We start from the raw sequence: 13572 nt of genomic DNA on the forward strand, positions 1-13572 counted from the left end.
AATGCGACATATTGCACTGTATTTCAATTTAAACTCTACCTTTTTCTCTACCTTTTTCTTAATTGATTTCTGTTCATAATGAGCCAAGTCAACTTAATCATGATTAAATAATAACAATATATCTTATCTAATACTTTTCCTGTAATTAATATACTCGGTTAATGTCATAATTGACAAATTTCCAGATTTATCTTCAACAATATATAAGAATCCTCTCTGTCAACAATAGCCAGAACAAGAAATTCAATAACAGTTGCTGAAGTTGGAAAATACATACCTGCTCCTTTCTCTTATATATAAAAATTTTATATATAAAATAAAAATCCCTTCGGAATAGGCTTCAGAAAAGGGATAAGAAGGATTAAATGATTCTAGAAAAATGACTAATAGGCTCTAAATGAGGCAAGTCTTGTCTTTAATACAAAATAAAAAATCCCTGAAACAATCGTTTCAAGAGATTTTTAGGGTCTTCATTATTTAACTTCAGTAAATGTTAAATAATATCTTTTTCACAACTCTATAAACCTTGATATTATCATGTTCTGAATAATATTTTATTTTTCGAGAATGAAAAGGTAGAGAAAAAGGTAGGATATGACACCCCTATCTTTTTCATACAGTAGTTTTAAAGATTTTGTGTGAAAAATCAATTGATTTTAGAACTATTTATCGTCCTTTTTAACCATATTTTTAACGCCTTCGATAGCCCCTTCAACAGCCTCTTTGGCATCTTTGGCAACTTCTTTAACTTTTGAAACGCCTTTTTCAGCGGCTCCTTCTTTTTCGGTTTTTTTATCATCAGTTACTTTTCCGACACCTTCTTTAATAGCACCTTTAGCTTGATTAAGTTTTTCTTCTACTGACATAGTGTACCCTCCATTGGGAAATTAGATTATTGAAAATGAACGTTTTTAAACTTTTTTAGGCATAAAAGAATTTAGTGAACTCTTGGTTCTGCTTTAGCAGTCTCTTTAGTATCTTCGGCAACTCCTTTAACTTTTTCCTTTGCAGCCGAGAGGCCATCACTCAATCCCTCTTTTGCGCTTTCAAACTTATCGGAAGTAAATTTACTTGTTGATTCAACAACTCCAGTTGCTCGATCTTGCAGGCTTACTGAGTCTGCTTCATGTTGCTCTTTAGTCTTGATATCAACAACATCTACATTAACTTCAACCACTTCCAAATTAGTCATATTAGAAATTTCTGAAACAACAATCTCTTTGATTTTCTTGTATAATTCAGGAACATTCTTTTGATATTCGACAACTACTTTCAAATCCACAGCAACTTGCTTTTTACCAACTTCAACATTGACTCCGCTTGCAACGTTATCAGTATTGATAAGTTTTCCAGTTAGTTTTGAGAAAAAGCCGCCATCAATATCCAGTAAACCTGGAACATTTTCTAAAGAAAGACCAATAATTTTTTGAATGACTTTATCTTCATAGGTCAATTCGCCTTTTACTTCTTTTACTTTTTGTTCTACATTTGACATATAAATCACCTTTACTATTTAAATAATTGTTTCTGTTGAATATAATATCCAATTCCAACTCCTAGAGTGGCGCAAATCAAGACAAATAAAGTCTTAAAAAAACCATAGGATAGGATGAAGCACGCTAAGATAGCACCTGCCAATCCGGAAAGAAATAGATATTGGTATTTTTTAAACCATTCCATTTTTTTACTTCCTTACTCTACACGACTAACAGTTTTTTTACGTGGTGGTTTAGGCTTGTATTCTTTTACAGAAATATACAGTTTTACACGATGATTCATTCCAAAAAACTGTTTCAATCCATCAGCTATCTCATCTTTAATTATTTGAGTTCGTTTAATAATGTTGTCTGATGGAAGCATTTGTCCTTCTACATGAACTAAACATTTATTCTTACGACAGTTTACCTTAATAGTAGGATCCTTTATAAAATTGTGATTAGCAACCACACAACGTACAAATCCTTCAATAGCTGAATTTTTTAATTTTAGGTTCCCATCGGCATCAGGTAACTGAATCTCTAAATATTGTTTAGGATAAAAGAGTGTAACAAGCATTAGAAACAATACTACAGCTGAAAGTACTAGAGCACCCCAGAAAATATATCTTGAAAGATAAAATTCTAAAAAGGAATTTTTATTCCAACCAACTAAATGCAGTCCTAAGCCGCTGACTTTATGATAATCTAGCAAAATAGGAATCAAAATCGTCAAGATTAAAATACATAAAATAAGGTAAAATATTTTTTGTTTTTTGACATATTGAATCCTTTCATCAATAGAATTTGAATCTATTCCTGTCAAGAAAGGTTCAAGTTCAATCATTTTCCTTAGGAAAAATGATACTACTGAAACAACAATAACCGCTCCTAGATTGATGGAATTAATGCCATTCCAGCTAGACTAGGTCCCCATGCACCGAAAAGTGATTGTCCAACAGATGAACCGACTAAACCTGCAAGATATTAGCGATTATTCCCATGGAATCTCCCTTTTTAGTGATTCCACCTCGTAATAACTCGTATAGCATACATTATACGAAGTTATACGAGGTCCCCATGCACCGAAAAGTGATTGTCCAACAGATGAACCGACTAAACCTGCAAGATATTAGCGATTATTCCCATGGAATCTCCCTTTTTAGTGATTCCACCTCGTAATAACTCGTATAGCATACATTATACGAAGTTATACGAGGTCCCCATGCACCGAAAAGTGATTGTCCAACAGATGAACCGACTAAACCTGCAAAGATATTAGCGATTATTCCCATGGAATCTCCCTTTTTAGTGATTCCACCTGCAATAAGACCGATAAGTCCTCCTACGATAATAGCCCAAAGCATAATTTCTTCCCCTTTCTAAATTGTGGAAAGTTAGATTATTTGGAAAATCAAATAATCTAAAGAGTTATATTTTAGCTAAAGTATTTTTTATATTAATCTTAACAATCATAAGATTAACATAAGATTAATATATATATAGTATAGGTTAATAAAAATGATAAGTCAAATAAAATGATCGCGCTTACAAAAAAATAGAATGAAATCTGTTAATCGTTTTGCAATCGATTGCATATATTTACAAGTATATTTCTGATATGATTCTTGTTGTTTTTTGAACAGTTTTGTAAATACTCTACATATATTGGTTATTATTATCAGACCATTCTGACAATTGAATAATCCATCAATAAAACCTTTGATTATGGTGGTATGACCATAAGATTTTTGGCCAATTAAAACGTTAAAAAAAAACGCCCTAAGAAGTAAGAGTGACGAAAGTGGAAATAAAATGTATAATTGAATATGTAACCCCTTACATATTTTTTCTTTATGAAGTATCATCCAATTAAAGAAGTCTAGATGATACACAGGATACTGTGTTATTTTCAGTAGGAGTTTAAAATTCAAAAAAGGAGATAATTATGGATATTAGAGAAACATTGAATCGTCAGGATTACACTAAATTAGACGAATTTAGTAAACAGCTTGAGGGCTTTGAACGACTCTTTGCAGATAAGGATTTGCTTGAGATGCGTCAGGAATTGGCCAAAATTAATAAGGATGAGGTCGTTGGTTTATGCTCAGAAATTAATGGATATAAAACAGGTTTTATGGATGCATTAATCCTATTGGATTCTGAAACAGATTTGCAAGCTTTCAAAGAATTGTTTGAGAAGTGGTGGATTGATTATGAATTTGATCAACGTATAAATACACTACTTGGTCAATATCCTTATACCAATTTTGAGGAGAGAATTGATTATGAATTGAAAGAAGAATATGGAACAAGCTCTCGTAAAGAAGTTGCAAAAATAATGATTGACGATTTAGAAACATCATCAGAGGACGAAGCTAAAAAGTTATTTCTTCAGGAAATCCTTTCCTTACAAAAGAGATCAAACGATACCGATTAACTTCTTCAAAAGTTGACTATAGTAACAAAGAGGGAGTACTGTTATGGAAAAAGTTTTGAAGGATGGTAAACTTTATTCTTTAATTGAATTTAGGGATAAAATCTATGGGGATTTAAATTTAATTTAATAATCACAAGTAAGCGTTGAAAAAGGATAGAGACTAGTAGTCCATAGGAGAAAATATCAATGAAAAAAGTAATGATAATTATTAATCCAACCTCTGGAGGAGAAACAGCATTAGATTATAAAGAGAGCTTGGAGAATAAGGCTCAAGAGTATTTTGATTATGTTGAAACTAGGATTACGAAAAAAGCCAAAGATGCAACTCAATTTGCCGAAAAAGCCTCTAAAGAAGAATATGACGCAGTGATTGTTTTTGGTGGAGACGGTACTGTAAATGAGGTTATTTCAGGGATTGCTGAAAAAAATCACATTCCAAAACTTGGGATTATTCCTGGTGGAACAGGTAATCTAATCACAAAGCTTTTAGAAATCAACCAAGATATTGATCAAGCGATTAAGGAACTTGATTTCAATTTAACTAAAACCATTGATGTTGGAAAGGCTAATCAAAATTATTTTGGCTATATCTTTAGTGTTGGATCTTTACCAGAAGCTATTCATAACGTTGATATTGAAGATAAAACAAAGTATGGTATCTTTGCATATGCAATCAATACGATGAGGTCCGTTATGGAAGACAATGTATTTAATGTTCGTATTGAAAGCGAAAATGGCAATTATGAAGGGGAAGCTAGTCAGGTCTTAGTTCTTCTATCTAATTACTATGCAGACAAAAAACTATTTGATGAAAATACAGATGGATATGGAAATATCTTGATTTTAAAAGATGCATCCATCATTTCTAAATTATCGACTATCCCAGATTTGTTAAAAGGGGATCTATTAGGTAACGATAATATCGAATATATCAAAGCACGCAATATTAGGATTTCTTCAGAGGTCGAATTAGAGTCAGATGTTGATGGAGATAAGTCAGATAAACTGCCAGTAGATATAAAAATACTAGGAAACCATATCGAAGTGTTCTCAGGCCCGAAAGAATAGAGTATTAATATTGATAATTAGACATTAGTCCTAATTAATTCAAGGAGGGATACTTATGGCAAAGGGAATACTAATTAAAGCTCCAGATCTTTTTACAGTTGACGAACAGTTAGATATTCAAGAACACTTTAAAAGTGATGACATTGAGATTGCTTTCCTTAAGGGGGATCAGATTCAAGCTTCGTTCAATTCTTTTATTGAAATGTTGATTAATAATGATTTTTTAAATGATCTTGAAATAGCTCTATGTGTAGATATTTTGAAAGATATTATTATTAAGATTATTTCTAAGATAAAAAAAAGAATGTAGTTATACTTGATGTTAAACAAAATGAAAAACCTGCTAAACTGACCATTAAATCTAATACCGGTAAAGGAACAATATATTTAGAAGTGCCATGCGATATTTCTGAATATGAACTCCAAGAGTCGATAGAAAAATTATCGAAGCAAAAAGTATTCTCGATAATAATAGTAATGAAGGTCTAAATGATTTATGGGTATGCCATTAGTCACACAATTAAAAAGCTGGCAAATATCAAAGAATCCACTTTGTACCCGATTTTAAAAAAATTGGAAAAAGCGGGTTACTTAAGCACTTATCAACAAGAATATCAAGGACGTAAACGCAAGTACTATGCCATTACTGACAGTGGCAAGGAGCAATTGGCTTTTTTGAAAACGGAGTGGAAACTTTATCAGGAAAAGGTTGACGAGATTATTGAAGGGAGATTAGAGGATGACGAAAGTTGAGTATTTAGCTAAATTAGATCGGTATTTACGGAAATTGCCAAAGGATGACTACCAAGAGGCGATGGACTATTTTAGGGAATATTTTGACGAGGCTGGCCCAGAAAATGAGGAGGCAGTGATTGCCGAATTAGGGACTCCAAAAGAGGCTGCTCGTGATATTATCAGCCGTCTGCTTGATGAGAAAATCATTGATGCAGATGCTACTGAAACGCCTAAAAAATGGGGAACAATGGTTTGGATTGCTAGTTTAGCTGTACTAGCAACACCTGTTGCTCTACCGCTTGCCCTTCTCATTTTTGGGGTTCTCATTACTATTTTAGCCTTGGGGGTTGCTCTTATTGCAACAGTACTTGCGCTTGCAGTTGCTTTTATTATTTCAGGATTTTATATGCTCTTTGACAGCTGGTCTTACCTCAGTGTTTCTTACTCAGCAACAGCACTTGGTTTTGGCTTAGGCTTACTATCACTTGGCTTGTCATTATTAGCCATTTTAGCAGCGGGAGTAGTCTTTAGAATGGCTGGGCGCAGCATTGTTCATTTGGCACAAAAAACAGTAAATAAAGGGAGAAAATGATGAAATCGTGGACAAAGATTATTTTAGGATTTGGGATTGGAGCGACCTTAATTGGTGCAGCACTTGCAGGATATGGATTTGAGACTGGTGGACTAGCTGATTTAGAGAAAAATGTAGAAACTTTAAGCACAACTCGTTATCACAAAGTAAGCCTTGACACCTTTAGCAAAGTAACTATCGATAGCTCTGCTTTTGATGTGGTAGTTGCTAAGGAAAACGTGGACAAACCTTTTATTTCTTACTCAGACAATAGCAAAACTTCTGTCAACTATGAGGTTAAGGATGATACATTAACGGTCAAACAAACAGGACATTTGAGCCAAGGGGAAAATACTGAGATCCATTTCTTTAGTCTCAGAGATTTAATCAATCTAGCAAAATCAGGTATCATTGAGAATTCACACACCATTGTCATCACCGTGCCGCAAAATACCAACCTCACCTCCCTCCAAGCCAATCTCAAGGCAGGGGATTTAGACATTAACAACCTTTCGCTTGATAATGCCAAATTAGATGTCAAAGCTGGGGATTTGACCATGTATAATGCTCACATCAATGCTGGAACTGTTACATTGACAGCTGGAGATGTCGATATTGAGCACAGCCAATTAAATCAGTTTGATTTTACCGTTACAACTGGTGACCTTGATTGCGACAATAGTCAAATCACTAATACTTCTTTCAAACTCCGCATGGGAGATTTCTCAGCTGAACATGCGACTTTCAAGGGTGAGGACAATAGCATCACCTCAACAGCTGAAGATGTCGATATTACACTGGCAGACAAAGATTTGAAGATTAATCCATCTTACTTTTTAGGAGATGCAGACATCGCTTCAGATTTAAACACATCTAGCCAAAATACATTAACTATTGACAACAAAGCCGGTGACATCACCATTCAATAAACGCAAAAAGCATCGTTTAAGCGATGCTTTTTTTGTCTTAAAATAAGAGCGTCAATAATGCCAAAATAGCAGGACCACCTTGTTTTAAGATAATCTTGCGGTCAGCTGTTAAGCTACCGTAAAGGGCTACTAAGATGACATTTAGTAAAAAGATAGTAACTACAGTTGTATTGCTTGTAAAGACACCGTAAAGCAAGAAAACACCAATCATTCCGTTATAAACCCCTTGGTTTTTAAAAAGATTGGTAACTGAAGTCCGTTGCAACTCTTCTTTTGACATATTAAAGACACGGCTGGTCGCATCTGATTGTGTCGCAAAGGTTTCAAGATACATGATGTAAAAATGCTCTAAGGCAACTAAAACCGATAAAATAAGTGTGATAAGTGACATAATCTCCCCAATTCGCTAATCATAATGAATACATTAAGTGTATAAAATTTTCTGACATTTTTCAAATAATCTGCCCACAAAAAAAGCAGAGGTAAACCCTCTTAGGCCTCTGCTTTTGGTTGTTTGTAAATGATCAGTCCCATAATCATGAAGGCGATTAAGAAACCGACTAAGACACCAACTTCTTGACCGATAGAGCCTGTCATTGAAATGGTTTCACGCAAGGCAGTTACAATGTAAGACATCGGTAAGTAAGGGTGAATAACTTGGAAGAATTTTGGACTCAATTCAATTGGGTAAGAACCACCGGCAGAACCTAATTGAAGAACCAAAATAATCAAAGAAATAAATGAGCCATAACGACGGTTCCAACCGATAAGCGCCGTTACAAGAGCCATGAGCGTCCAACCACCTAATAAAATAACAAAGATGGTACGCCATTCGTAATTGGCTTCAAAACCAAGGAATTGAATAGCTCCATATAGAATCAATGAACCAGCTGTTGAAATCAAACCATTGATAAAGATTTTTTGTTTAGCCCATTCCCAACGGTTTTTAACTGGAAGACCTGATAGAGAGCTTGCGAAGATAACGTTGGTTGAAAGTGCCACAACCATTAGAGATACGGCAATCATGTATGGTGCCATACCAATACCATTATTTTTAACGGTGTCAATATCTTTGCGTTTTGTTGTGACAGGGTCAGAAACTAATTTAGCATTTTTATTCTTAACAGAAACAACTGACAATTGTTTGCTTGCTTTAGAAAGTGATGAAGACAAGGTTGAGATACCGTCTGTCAAGGTTCCTAAACCAGTTGTCAAGGTTTCACTACCTGCTGCCAATTGACCAGCACCAGAAGCTAATTGTTCAGCGCCGGATTGCAATTGGTCGACACCACTTGTCAATTTGCCGTTGTTAGCAACTAATTGGTCGGCGCCGGATTGTAATTTTGCTACACCACCAGTGATTTGACCATTGTTAGCAACTAGTTGATCTGCTCCAGATTGTAATTTCGCTGCACCACCAGTGATTTGACCGTTATTTGCTACTAATTGGTCGGCACCGGATTGTAATTTCGCTGCACCGCCTGTTAAAGCATCATTGTTAGAAGCTAATTGTTCTGCACCGGATTGTAATTGTGACGCACCGCCAGTTAATTGATCGTTTTTCGCGACAATCGCATTAGCACCATCTGTCAATTGAGAAACAGCTGCTGTGTATTGAGAAATACCATCAACTAACTGAGGAATACCTGTTTCTGCTTCTAAACCTGACTTGAAGTCTGTCAAGCCATTGACAAGTTGTTGACTGCCACCACTTGCTAAAGCAACTCCTGATTGCAAGGCTGAAACGTTATTCAACAGTGTTGATAGATTTGCTAATTGACTTGATAGGGATTGAAGCGAACTCAATTGAGATTGAATTGCTGAAATTTGTGACGTTAACTGATTAGCAGTTGCTGCACCAGAACTATTAGAAATAGCTGCTTCGATTTCTGCTTGGCGTTCAGCACTCAAACTTTGATAAGCTGACGTTGCTTGAACAGCTGCCAAATCAGAACGATTGATAGATGAAATAGCGCTGCTCATTGTTGACAATTGCTGACTAAGTTGGCTTAGTGAGCTTAGACTAGATTGCAATTGTAACACATCAGGGATAGATATGCCGTTAACTTGAGATTGTAAACTCTGTAAACCATTGTTTAATTCAGTTGCACCTGACAACAATTGTTGCAAGTATGAGCTGCTGTTTGATTGCAGTTGTGCAATACCATTTGTTAAGTCTTGTGATTTGCCATTTAATTCATTCAAACCACTTGACAATTGGTTGACACCATCAACATAAGCATTGATACCTGATGATAAGCTTGTTGTGCCTGAAGCTAATTGCGATACACCGTTGGTGTAAGTATTCAAGCCGCTTGATAAGCTATCAATTCCGCCTGAGAGTTGGCTAACACCATTGGTGTAGGTATTCAAACCACTTGAAAGGCTACCGATTCCACCTGAAAGTTGACTAACACCATTGGTGTAAGTATTCAAGCCGCTTGAAAGAGTACCAATTCCGCCTGATAATTGACCAACACCATTCGTGTAAGTCGTCAAACCACTTGAAAGCGTTGATGCTCCGTCAGCCAAAGCCTGACTACCAGAAGCAGCCACATTCAAATTATCCGTAATCGTTTGACTACCTTCCTGCAATTTCTGGCTACCTGATAGAAGCTTATCGCCACCAGAGCTAGCTTCTTTCAAACCACCTTGCAAGCTTTTCATACTCTTGAAAACAGCTTTTGTGTAAGTTTCTGTAATGTTTTCAGAAACTGTTGCTTTTAGCTTACTCATAGCTGTTTCTGACATTTTGGAAGCGACAAAACTACGCCCAGCAGTTGTTTGATAAGGAATAGTTAATTGCTCTGGATCATCTGTCAAGAGTGTTGATGCTTTTTCTGAAAGGTCTTCTGGCAAATCAATGACCATATAATAGTCACCATCTTGTAATCCTTTTTCAGCTTTTTCCTCACTAACAAAATGGTAATCCAACGCTTTATTTTTGGACATACTGTCCACCATGTTGTCGCCAATAGCAATTTTCTTATCGTTCAATGTTGCAGGCTTATCGTGATTGACCACCGCAACAGGCAAGTCATCTAATCGACCATAAGGATTCCACATAGAACCTAAAAAAGAGAGGTTATAAAGAGAAGGTATGAGGGCAACACCGATCATGGTTACCCAAAGCCTTGGTGTCTTTATAAGAGCTTTTAATTCTTCTAACATATTGTCTCCTATTTTATACACATTGTCCAAATTTGTGATATAATACATTATACTTATCTACGAGATTATTTCAAGTTTAACGGAGGAGTTTTTTGACACATATTCTAAAAATGTTCAAAAAGTAGGACTATGACAACTGACAATCGAAGAGCAAACACTAAAAAGGCTATTCAAAACGCCATGGTTACCCTGCTAAAGACCAAAAGTTTTGATGACATCACAACAACAAAGTTGGCCAAAGAAGCTGGCATTAGTCGTTCTAGCTTTTACACTCATTATAAGGATAAATTTGAGTTGATTGATTCCTGCCAGCAAACCTTATTTAATCAAATTGAGTACATTTTTGAAAAACACGTTGGGGATAAAGAGGCTGCTTTTCTGGAGATTTTTGAATTTCTAAAACGGGAGCAATTACTGTCTGCCCTCATCTCAGCAAATGGAACACGAGAATTTCAAACCTTTATTGTGAACAAGGTGAGATTATTTATCAACACCGATTTCCAACGCCGTTTCAAACGTGAGAAATTAACCCCAGTCGAAGCAGAATACAGCAGTATTTATCTGGCTTCTGCCTTTTTCGGATTATGTCAAGCCTGGATAGCCAACGGAAAAAAAGAATCACCACGTCAAATGACCAACCTCGTGCTCAAATTACTCCCAATGTAACATTAACCGTTAGATAACTATCTGACGGCTTTTTTCTGCAAACAAAAAAGCCCAACAAAGGGCTTTTTCAATACTTCTTTTAAAATTAAAGCATTTTGTTGTAGAATTCAACGATAAGTGCTTCGTTGATTTCTGGGTTGATTTCATCACGTTCTGGAAGACGAGTAAGTGTTCCTTCAAGTTTTTCAGCGTCGAATGATACGAATGCTGGACGTCCAAGAGTAGCTTCAACAGCTTCAAGGATAGCTGGTACTTTAGCTGATTTTTCACGAACTGAGATCACTTGACCTGGAGTTACGCGGTATGAAGGGATATCAACACGTTTACCGTCAACAAGGATGTGACCGTGGTTAACGAATTGACGAGCTTGACGACGAGTAGTTGCAAGACCTAAACGGTAAACAACGTTGTCAAGACGACGTTCAAGAAGAACCATGAAGTTGAAACCAAGAGTTCCACCTTTTACTTTAGTAGCTTGTACGAACAAGTTACGGAATTGTTTTTCACCTAGACCGTAAGTAAAACGAAGTTTTTGTTTTTCAGCCAATTGCAAACCGTATTCAGACAATTTGCTACGGTTGTTTGGACCGTGTTGACCTGGCACGTAGTTACGACGTGCTAATTCTTTACCTGTACCTGTAAGTGACAAGCCAAGGCGACGAGATTGTTTCCATGATGGACCAGTATAACGTGACATTAAAAATGTCCTCCTATAAAATAAAAATTTTGTAGGAAATAACAAATTAGAGAATCCTGATTCGTGCAGGTGACTTTCATCTAAACAGCCAAGATTACTTTTTCCGACTTCTAGGAGCTTTTCTATTGAAGAAAAACTGTAGAAGAGCCAACTGTTGACGAGCTTCATACTCTCCTGCTATTATTTCACACAGAGTACATTTTAACATAAAAAAAAGGACTTGTAAAGCCTTTTTAACTAAACCAGCAATAATATCCTATGCTATAAAGAAGCGCTAGACCTTCAGACTAACGCTTATAACCAATGTATTATAAAACAAGTAACCTTAGCTAATAATCGTAGATAGCATTGCATGCAATGGCTAGGGTGATGCTACTGACGAGCAAATGCCATGCTTAAAACAACACCCCAGTAGTATTTCCAACGAGTTCTTTCTAAATATTTTTGTAAAACGATTAACTCATCATTACGATTAGCTTTTTGATTCAATATCTCATCACAAACAAATGGATATAATCGATAGGCTAAATAAGCTATTCGGTCTCCTTTTTCAAGTCCTAAAGCGCTCTCTAAAAGAGCTTTGCGAAGATCTTTGCTAATCTTCAAACTAGGATTATTATAAACGAGCTCTATCTGATGATAAAAAGTACTACGCTTTCTTTTTCGTCGTTTAGAAAACATCATGGTCGTCTTCTCCAACTCGTCGCATAGCCATACGCACCACCTAGAGAGGATACCCACCCTGTCGCAATTACATCAGTTGCCGCTTGAAAGTTTCCTTTAGTGACCACATAGCCCCATTCACCATTACTATAACGGCATGAATATCCGTTAGCTCCAGTATACACGGGTTTACAAATCCCTTTACCACCACCTTCAATAGTTGCTAGCTGTTCAGAGGTCAATGTTTCAAATTGTTCTAACGTTTTTACCATCTGGATCATCTCCGTTTCTTTAGTTATTGTCATGGCCATGAATAATTTCAGTATATCCTACTTTGAGAAGAAATAACCGCCTAAGTCGTTAATTGTTGTTTTTTTAGTCGTAAATGGCGAATTCTTTCTTGTCATATCTTTTCTTTCATATAATAGTAGTTCAATATTCATCATGAATTTCATTTTCAATTAGTCGCTTACTATCAGTTCTATCAATCAAAAACATACTAAGATTAGTAGTGAGAAAATCTTCGACGGGAGAAAGTACTCTCTACTTTTTCTTTTATGTTAAAGTAGTGGTGTCTTGTTAAGTCGAGTTCTCTTGTGACGCTAGACGTCGTATCAAAAACTGGCAAGACACCTGTTTTAGGAAGAATGTTATCAAAGTATGTAGGACACAAGATGTCGAGTATTGAAAATGAAATCACTAAAACAAGGAATCATTCAAGACAAAGAGGTAATATGATGCGTACAGTATTTGGAATTGATGTCAGTAAGGCAAGTTCAGAGGTGGCTATTGTCATCAATGGCGAAAAAATTCATGGATACACCATGCCAAATGACACTATCGGTTTTACTCGCCTATTAGATGATTTAAAAACCGTTCAAAAGCCCGAGATCATTTTTGAAGCAAGAGGTGTCTATTCGCGTCGTCTTCAAGCATTTCTTGAAGAAAATGGATACGCTTATACACAGCTAAATCCTTTGGAAGCTAAAAAGCAATTAGACAGTTTGCGTGTCCGTAAAATGGATAAAATCGATGCCGAAACATTAGCGATATCTCAATTTGTACTGAATCGTAAGCCAACTTATATCCAAGAAGAAGTCTATCAAGAACTGCACGATTTAAGTAGATTCTATCAGAACTTAACGGAGGATATTGTC

Annotated in this window: 17 protein-coding genes and 2 pseudogenes; 8 read left to right on the forward strand and 11 right to left on the reverse strand. The window is 35.9% G+C overall.

Annotated features, from left to right (window positions below; translation table 11 throughout):
- Nucleotides 1-662: 662 nt before the first annotated feature.
- The 6 genes and pseudogenes from HFK82_RS06485 to HFK82_RS06515 all read right to left on the reverse strand — a co-directional run bounded on the left by HFK82_RS06485 (nt 663) and on the right by HFK82_RS06515 (nt 2842).
- Entirely contained in the window at nt 663-866 is a 204-nt protein-coding gene (locus tag HFK82_RS06485; protein ID WP_168261206.1) for a CsbD family protein, read from the reverse strand.
- Nucleotides 867-937: 71 nt separating this feature from the next.
- Entirely contained in the window at nt 938-1495 is a 558-nt protein-coding gene (locus tag HFK82_RS06490) for an Asp23/Gls24 family envelope stress response protein (protein ID WP_168261207.1), read from the reverse strand.
- A 14-nt stretch (nt 1496-1509) separates the two neighbouring features.
- On the reverse strand, nt 1510-1680 hold the full coding sequence (locus HFK82_RS06495) for a DUF2273 domain-containing protein (protein WP_006531447.1): 171 nt from the start codon (nt 1678-1680) through the stop codon (nt 1510-1512).
- A gap of 12 nt (nt 1681-1692) precedes the next feature.
- Nucleotides 1693-2322: an alkaline shock response membrane anchor protein AmaP gene (amaP, locus tag HFK82_RS06500; protein WP_240928926.1), complete on the reverse strand. Its 630-nt coding sequence runs from the start codon at nt 2320-2322 to the stop codon at nt 1693-1695.
- Nucleotides 2323-2527, reverse strand: a pseudogene (locus tag HFK82_RS06505) (GlsB/YeaQ/YmgE family stress response membrane protein); the annotation flags it as partial. It abuts the gene before it with no gap.
- Nucleotides 2528-2614: 87 nt separating this feature from the next.
- Nucleotides 2615-2842 (reverse strand): GlsB/YeaQ/YmgE family stress response membrane protein, encoded by a 228-nt coding sequence (locus HFK82_RS06515; protein ID WP_419579906.1) that lies wholly within the window; start codon nt 2840-2842, stop codon nt 2615-2617.
- Between the two features lie 701 nt (nt 2843-3543).
- On the opposite strand from HFK82_RS06515, the gene HFK82_RS06520 reads away from it, so the two are divergent.
- From HFK82_RS06520 to HFK82_RS06555, 6 genes and pseudogenes are all read left to right on the forward strand, one after another.
- On the forward strand, nt 3544-3915 hold the full coding sequence (locus HFK82_RS06520; RefSeq protein ID WP_168261220.1) for a hypothetical protein: 372 nt from the start codon (nt 3544-3546) through the stop codon (nt 3913-3915).
- Between the two features lie 186 nt (nt 3916-4101).
- Nucleotides 4102-4983: a diacylglycerol/lipid kinase family protein gene (locus HFK82_RS06530; protein ID WP_168261208.1), complete on the forward strand. Its 882-nt coding sequence runs from the start codon at nt 4102-4104 to the stop codon at nt 4981-4983.
- A gap of 55 nt (nt 4984-5038) precedes the next feature.
- Entirely contained in the window at nt 5039-5293 is a 255-nt protein-coding gene (locus tag HFK82_RS06535; RefSeq protein ID WP_168261209.1) for a hypothetical protein, read from the forward strand.
- 185 nt (nt 5294-5478) lie between these two features.
- Nucleotides 5479-5736: pseudogene (locus HFK82_RS06545) on the forward strand (PadR family transcriptional regulator); the annotation flags it as partial.
- A complete protein-coding gene (locus HFK82_RS06550; protein ID WP_168261211.1) occupies nt 5723-6310 on the forward strand; it encodes a DUF1700 domain-containing protein in 588 nt (195 codons plus the stop codon). The pseudogene HFK82_RS06545 and the gene HFK82_RS06550, both read left to right, overlap by 14 nt.
- Entirely contained in the window at nt 6310-7218 is a 909-nt protein-coding gene (locus tag HFK82_RS06555; protein ID WP_168261212.1) for a DUF4097 family beta strand repeat-containing protein, read from the forward strand. The genes HFK82_RS06550 and HFK82_RS06555 overlap by 1 nt, the downstream gene beginning before the upstream one ends.
- A 37-nt stretch (nt 7219-7255) precedes the next feature.
- On the opposite strand, the gene HFK82_RS06560 is transcribed toward HFK82_RS06555, so the two are convergent.
- Both HFK82_RS06560 and HFK82_RS06565 read right to left on the reverse strand, forming a co-directional pair.
- Nucleotides 7256-7609, reverse strand: a complete 354-nt coding sequence (locus HFK82_RS06560; protein ID WP_154454958.1) for a DUF1304 domain-containing protein — start codon at nt 7607-7609, stop codon at nt 7256-7258.
- A 101-nt stretch (nt 7610-7710) separates the two neighbouring features.
- Entirely contained in the window at nt 7711-10389 is a 2679-nt protein-coding gene (locus HFK82_RS06565) for a YhgE/Pip domain-containing protein (RefSeq protein WP_168261213.1), read from the reverse strand.
- 129 nt (nt 10390-10518) lie between these two features.
- Between HFK82_RS06565 and HFK82_RS06570 the strand changes: the two genes are divergently transcribed.
- Nucleotides 10519-11055, forward strand: a complete 537-nt coding sequence (locus tag HFK82_RS06570; RefSeq protein WP_148525134.1) for a TetR/AcrR family transcriptional regulator — start codon at nt 10519-10521, stop codon at nt 11053-11055.
- Nucleotides 11056-11140: 85 nt separating this feature from the next.
- On the opposite strand, the gene rpsD is transcribed toward HFK82_RS06570, so the two are convergent.
- From rpsD to HFK82_RS06585, 3 genes are all read right to left on the reverse strand, one after another.
- On the reverse strand, nt 11141-11752 hold the full coding sequence (gene rpsD, locus HFK82_RS06575) for a 30S ribosomal protein S4 (RefSeq protein WP_154454956.1): 612 nt from the start codon (nt 11750-11752) through the stop codon (nt 11141-11143).
- A 372-nt stretch (nt 11753-12124) separates the two neighbouring features.
- Complete coding sequence (locus HFK82_RS06580) at nt 12125-12436, reverse strand: bacteriocin immunity family protein (protein ID WP_309297182.1); 312 nt, start codon at nt 12434-12436, stop codon at nt 12125-12127.
- A complete protein-coding gene (locus HFK82_RS06585; RefSeq protein ID WP_168261214.1) occupies nt 12433-12687 on the reverse strand; it encodes a garvicin Q family class II bacteriocin in 255 nt (84 codons plus the stop codon). The genes HFK82_RS06580 and HFK82_RS06585 overlap by 4 nt, the downstream gene beginning before the upstream one ends.
- A gap of 465 nt (nt 12688-13152) precedes the next feature.
- Here HFK82_RS06585 and HFK82_RS06590 point away from each other — a divergent pair.
- The coding region (locus HFK82_RS06590; RefSeq protein WP_336498342.1) for an IS110 family transposase at nt 13153-13572 on the forward strand (420 nt) is incomplete at its 3' end.

Origin of the sequence: Streptococcus alactolyticus, from assembly GCF_012277075.1 — a bacterium.
In the GTDB taxonomy this organism is placed as follows: domain Bacteria; phylum Bacillota; class Bacilli; order Lactobacillales; family Streptococcaceae; genus Streptococcus; species Streptococcus alactolyticus.

Excerpts from the sequence above, each read along its gene's own strand:
- HFK82_RS06485 (WP_168261206.1), bottom strand. The coding sequence starts at position 866 with ATGTCAGTAGAAGAAAAACTTAATCAAGCTAAAGGTGCTATTAAAGAA.
- rpsD (WP_154454956.1), bottom strand. The coding sequence starts at position 11,752 with ATGTCACGTTATACTGGTCCATCATGGAAACAATCTCGTCGCCTTGGC.
- HFK82_RS06570 (WP_148525134.1), top strand. The coding sequence starts at position 10,519 with ATGACAACTGACAATCGAAGAGCAAACACTAAAAAGGCTATTCAAAAC.
- HFK82_RS06515 (WP_419579906.1), bottom strand. The coding sequence starts at position 2,842 with ATGCTTTGGGCTATTATCGTAGGAGGACTTATCGGTCTTATTGCAGGT.
- HFK82_RS06580 (WP_309297182.1), bottom strand. The coding sequence starts at position 12,436 with ATGATGTTTTCTAAACGACGAAAAAGAAAGCGTAGTACTTTTTATCAT.
- HFK82_RS06565 (WP_168261213.1), bottom strand. The coding sequence starts at position 10,389 with ATGTTAGAAGAATTAAAAGCTCTTATAAAGACACCAAGGCTTTGGGTA.
- HFK82_RS06490 (WP_168261207.1), bottom strand. The coding sequence starts at position 1,495 with ATGTCAAATGTAGAACAAAAAGTAAAAGAAGTAAAAGGCGAATTGACC.
- HFK82_RS06535 (WP_168261209.1), top strand. The coding sequence starts at position 5,039 with ATGGCAAAGGGAATACTAATTAAAGCTCCAGATCTTTTTACAGTTGAC.
- HFK82_RS06555 (WP_168261212.1), top strand. The coding sequence starts at position 6,310 with ATGAAATCGTGGACAAAGATTATTTTAGGATTTGGGATTGGAGCGACC.
- HFK82_RS06585 (WP_168261214.1), bottom strand. The coding sequence starts at position 12,687 with ATGGTAAAAACGTTAGAACAATTTGAAACATTGACCTCTGAACAGCTA.
- HFK82_RS06550 (WP_168261211.1), top strand. The coding sequence starts at position 5,723 with ATGACGAAAGTTGAGTATTTAGCTAAATTAGATCGGTATTTACGGAAA.
- HFK82_RS06560 (WP_154454958.1), bottom strand. The coding sequence starts at position 7,609 with ATGTCACTTATCACACTTATTTTATCGGTTTTAGTTGCCTTAGAGCAT.
- HFK82_RS06530 (WP_168261208.1), top strand. The coding sequence starts at position 4,102 with ATGAAAAAAGTAATGATAATTATTAATCCAACCTCTGGAGGAGAAACA.
- amaP (WP_240928926.1), bottom strand. The coding sequence starts at position 2,322 with ATGATTGAACTTGAACCTTTCTTGACAGGAATAGATTCAAATTCTATT.
- HFK82_RS06495 (WP_006531447.1), bottom strand. The coding sequence starts at position 1,680 with ATGGAATGGTTTAAAAAATACCAATATCTATTTCTTTCCGGATTGGCA.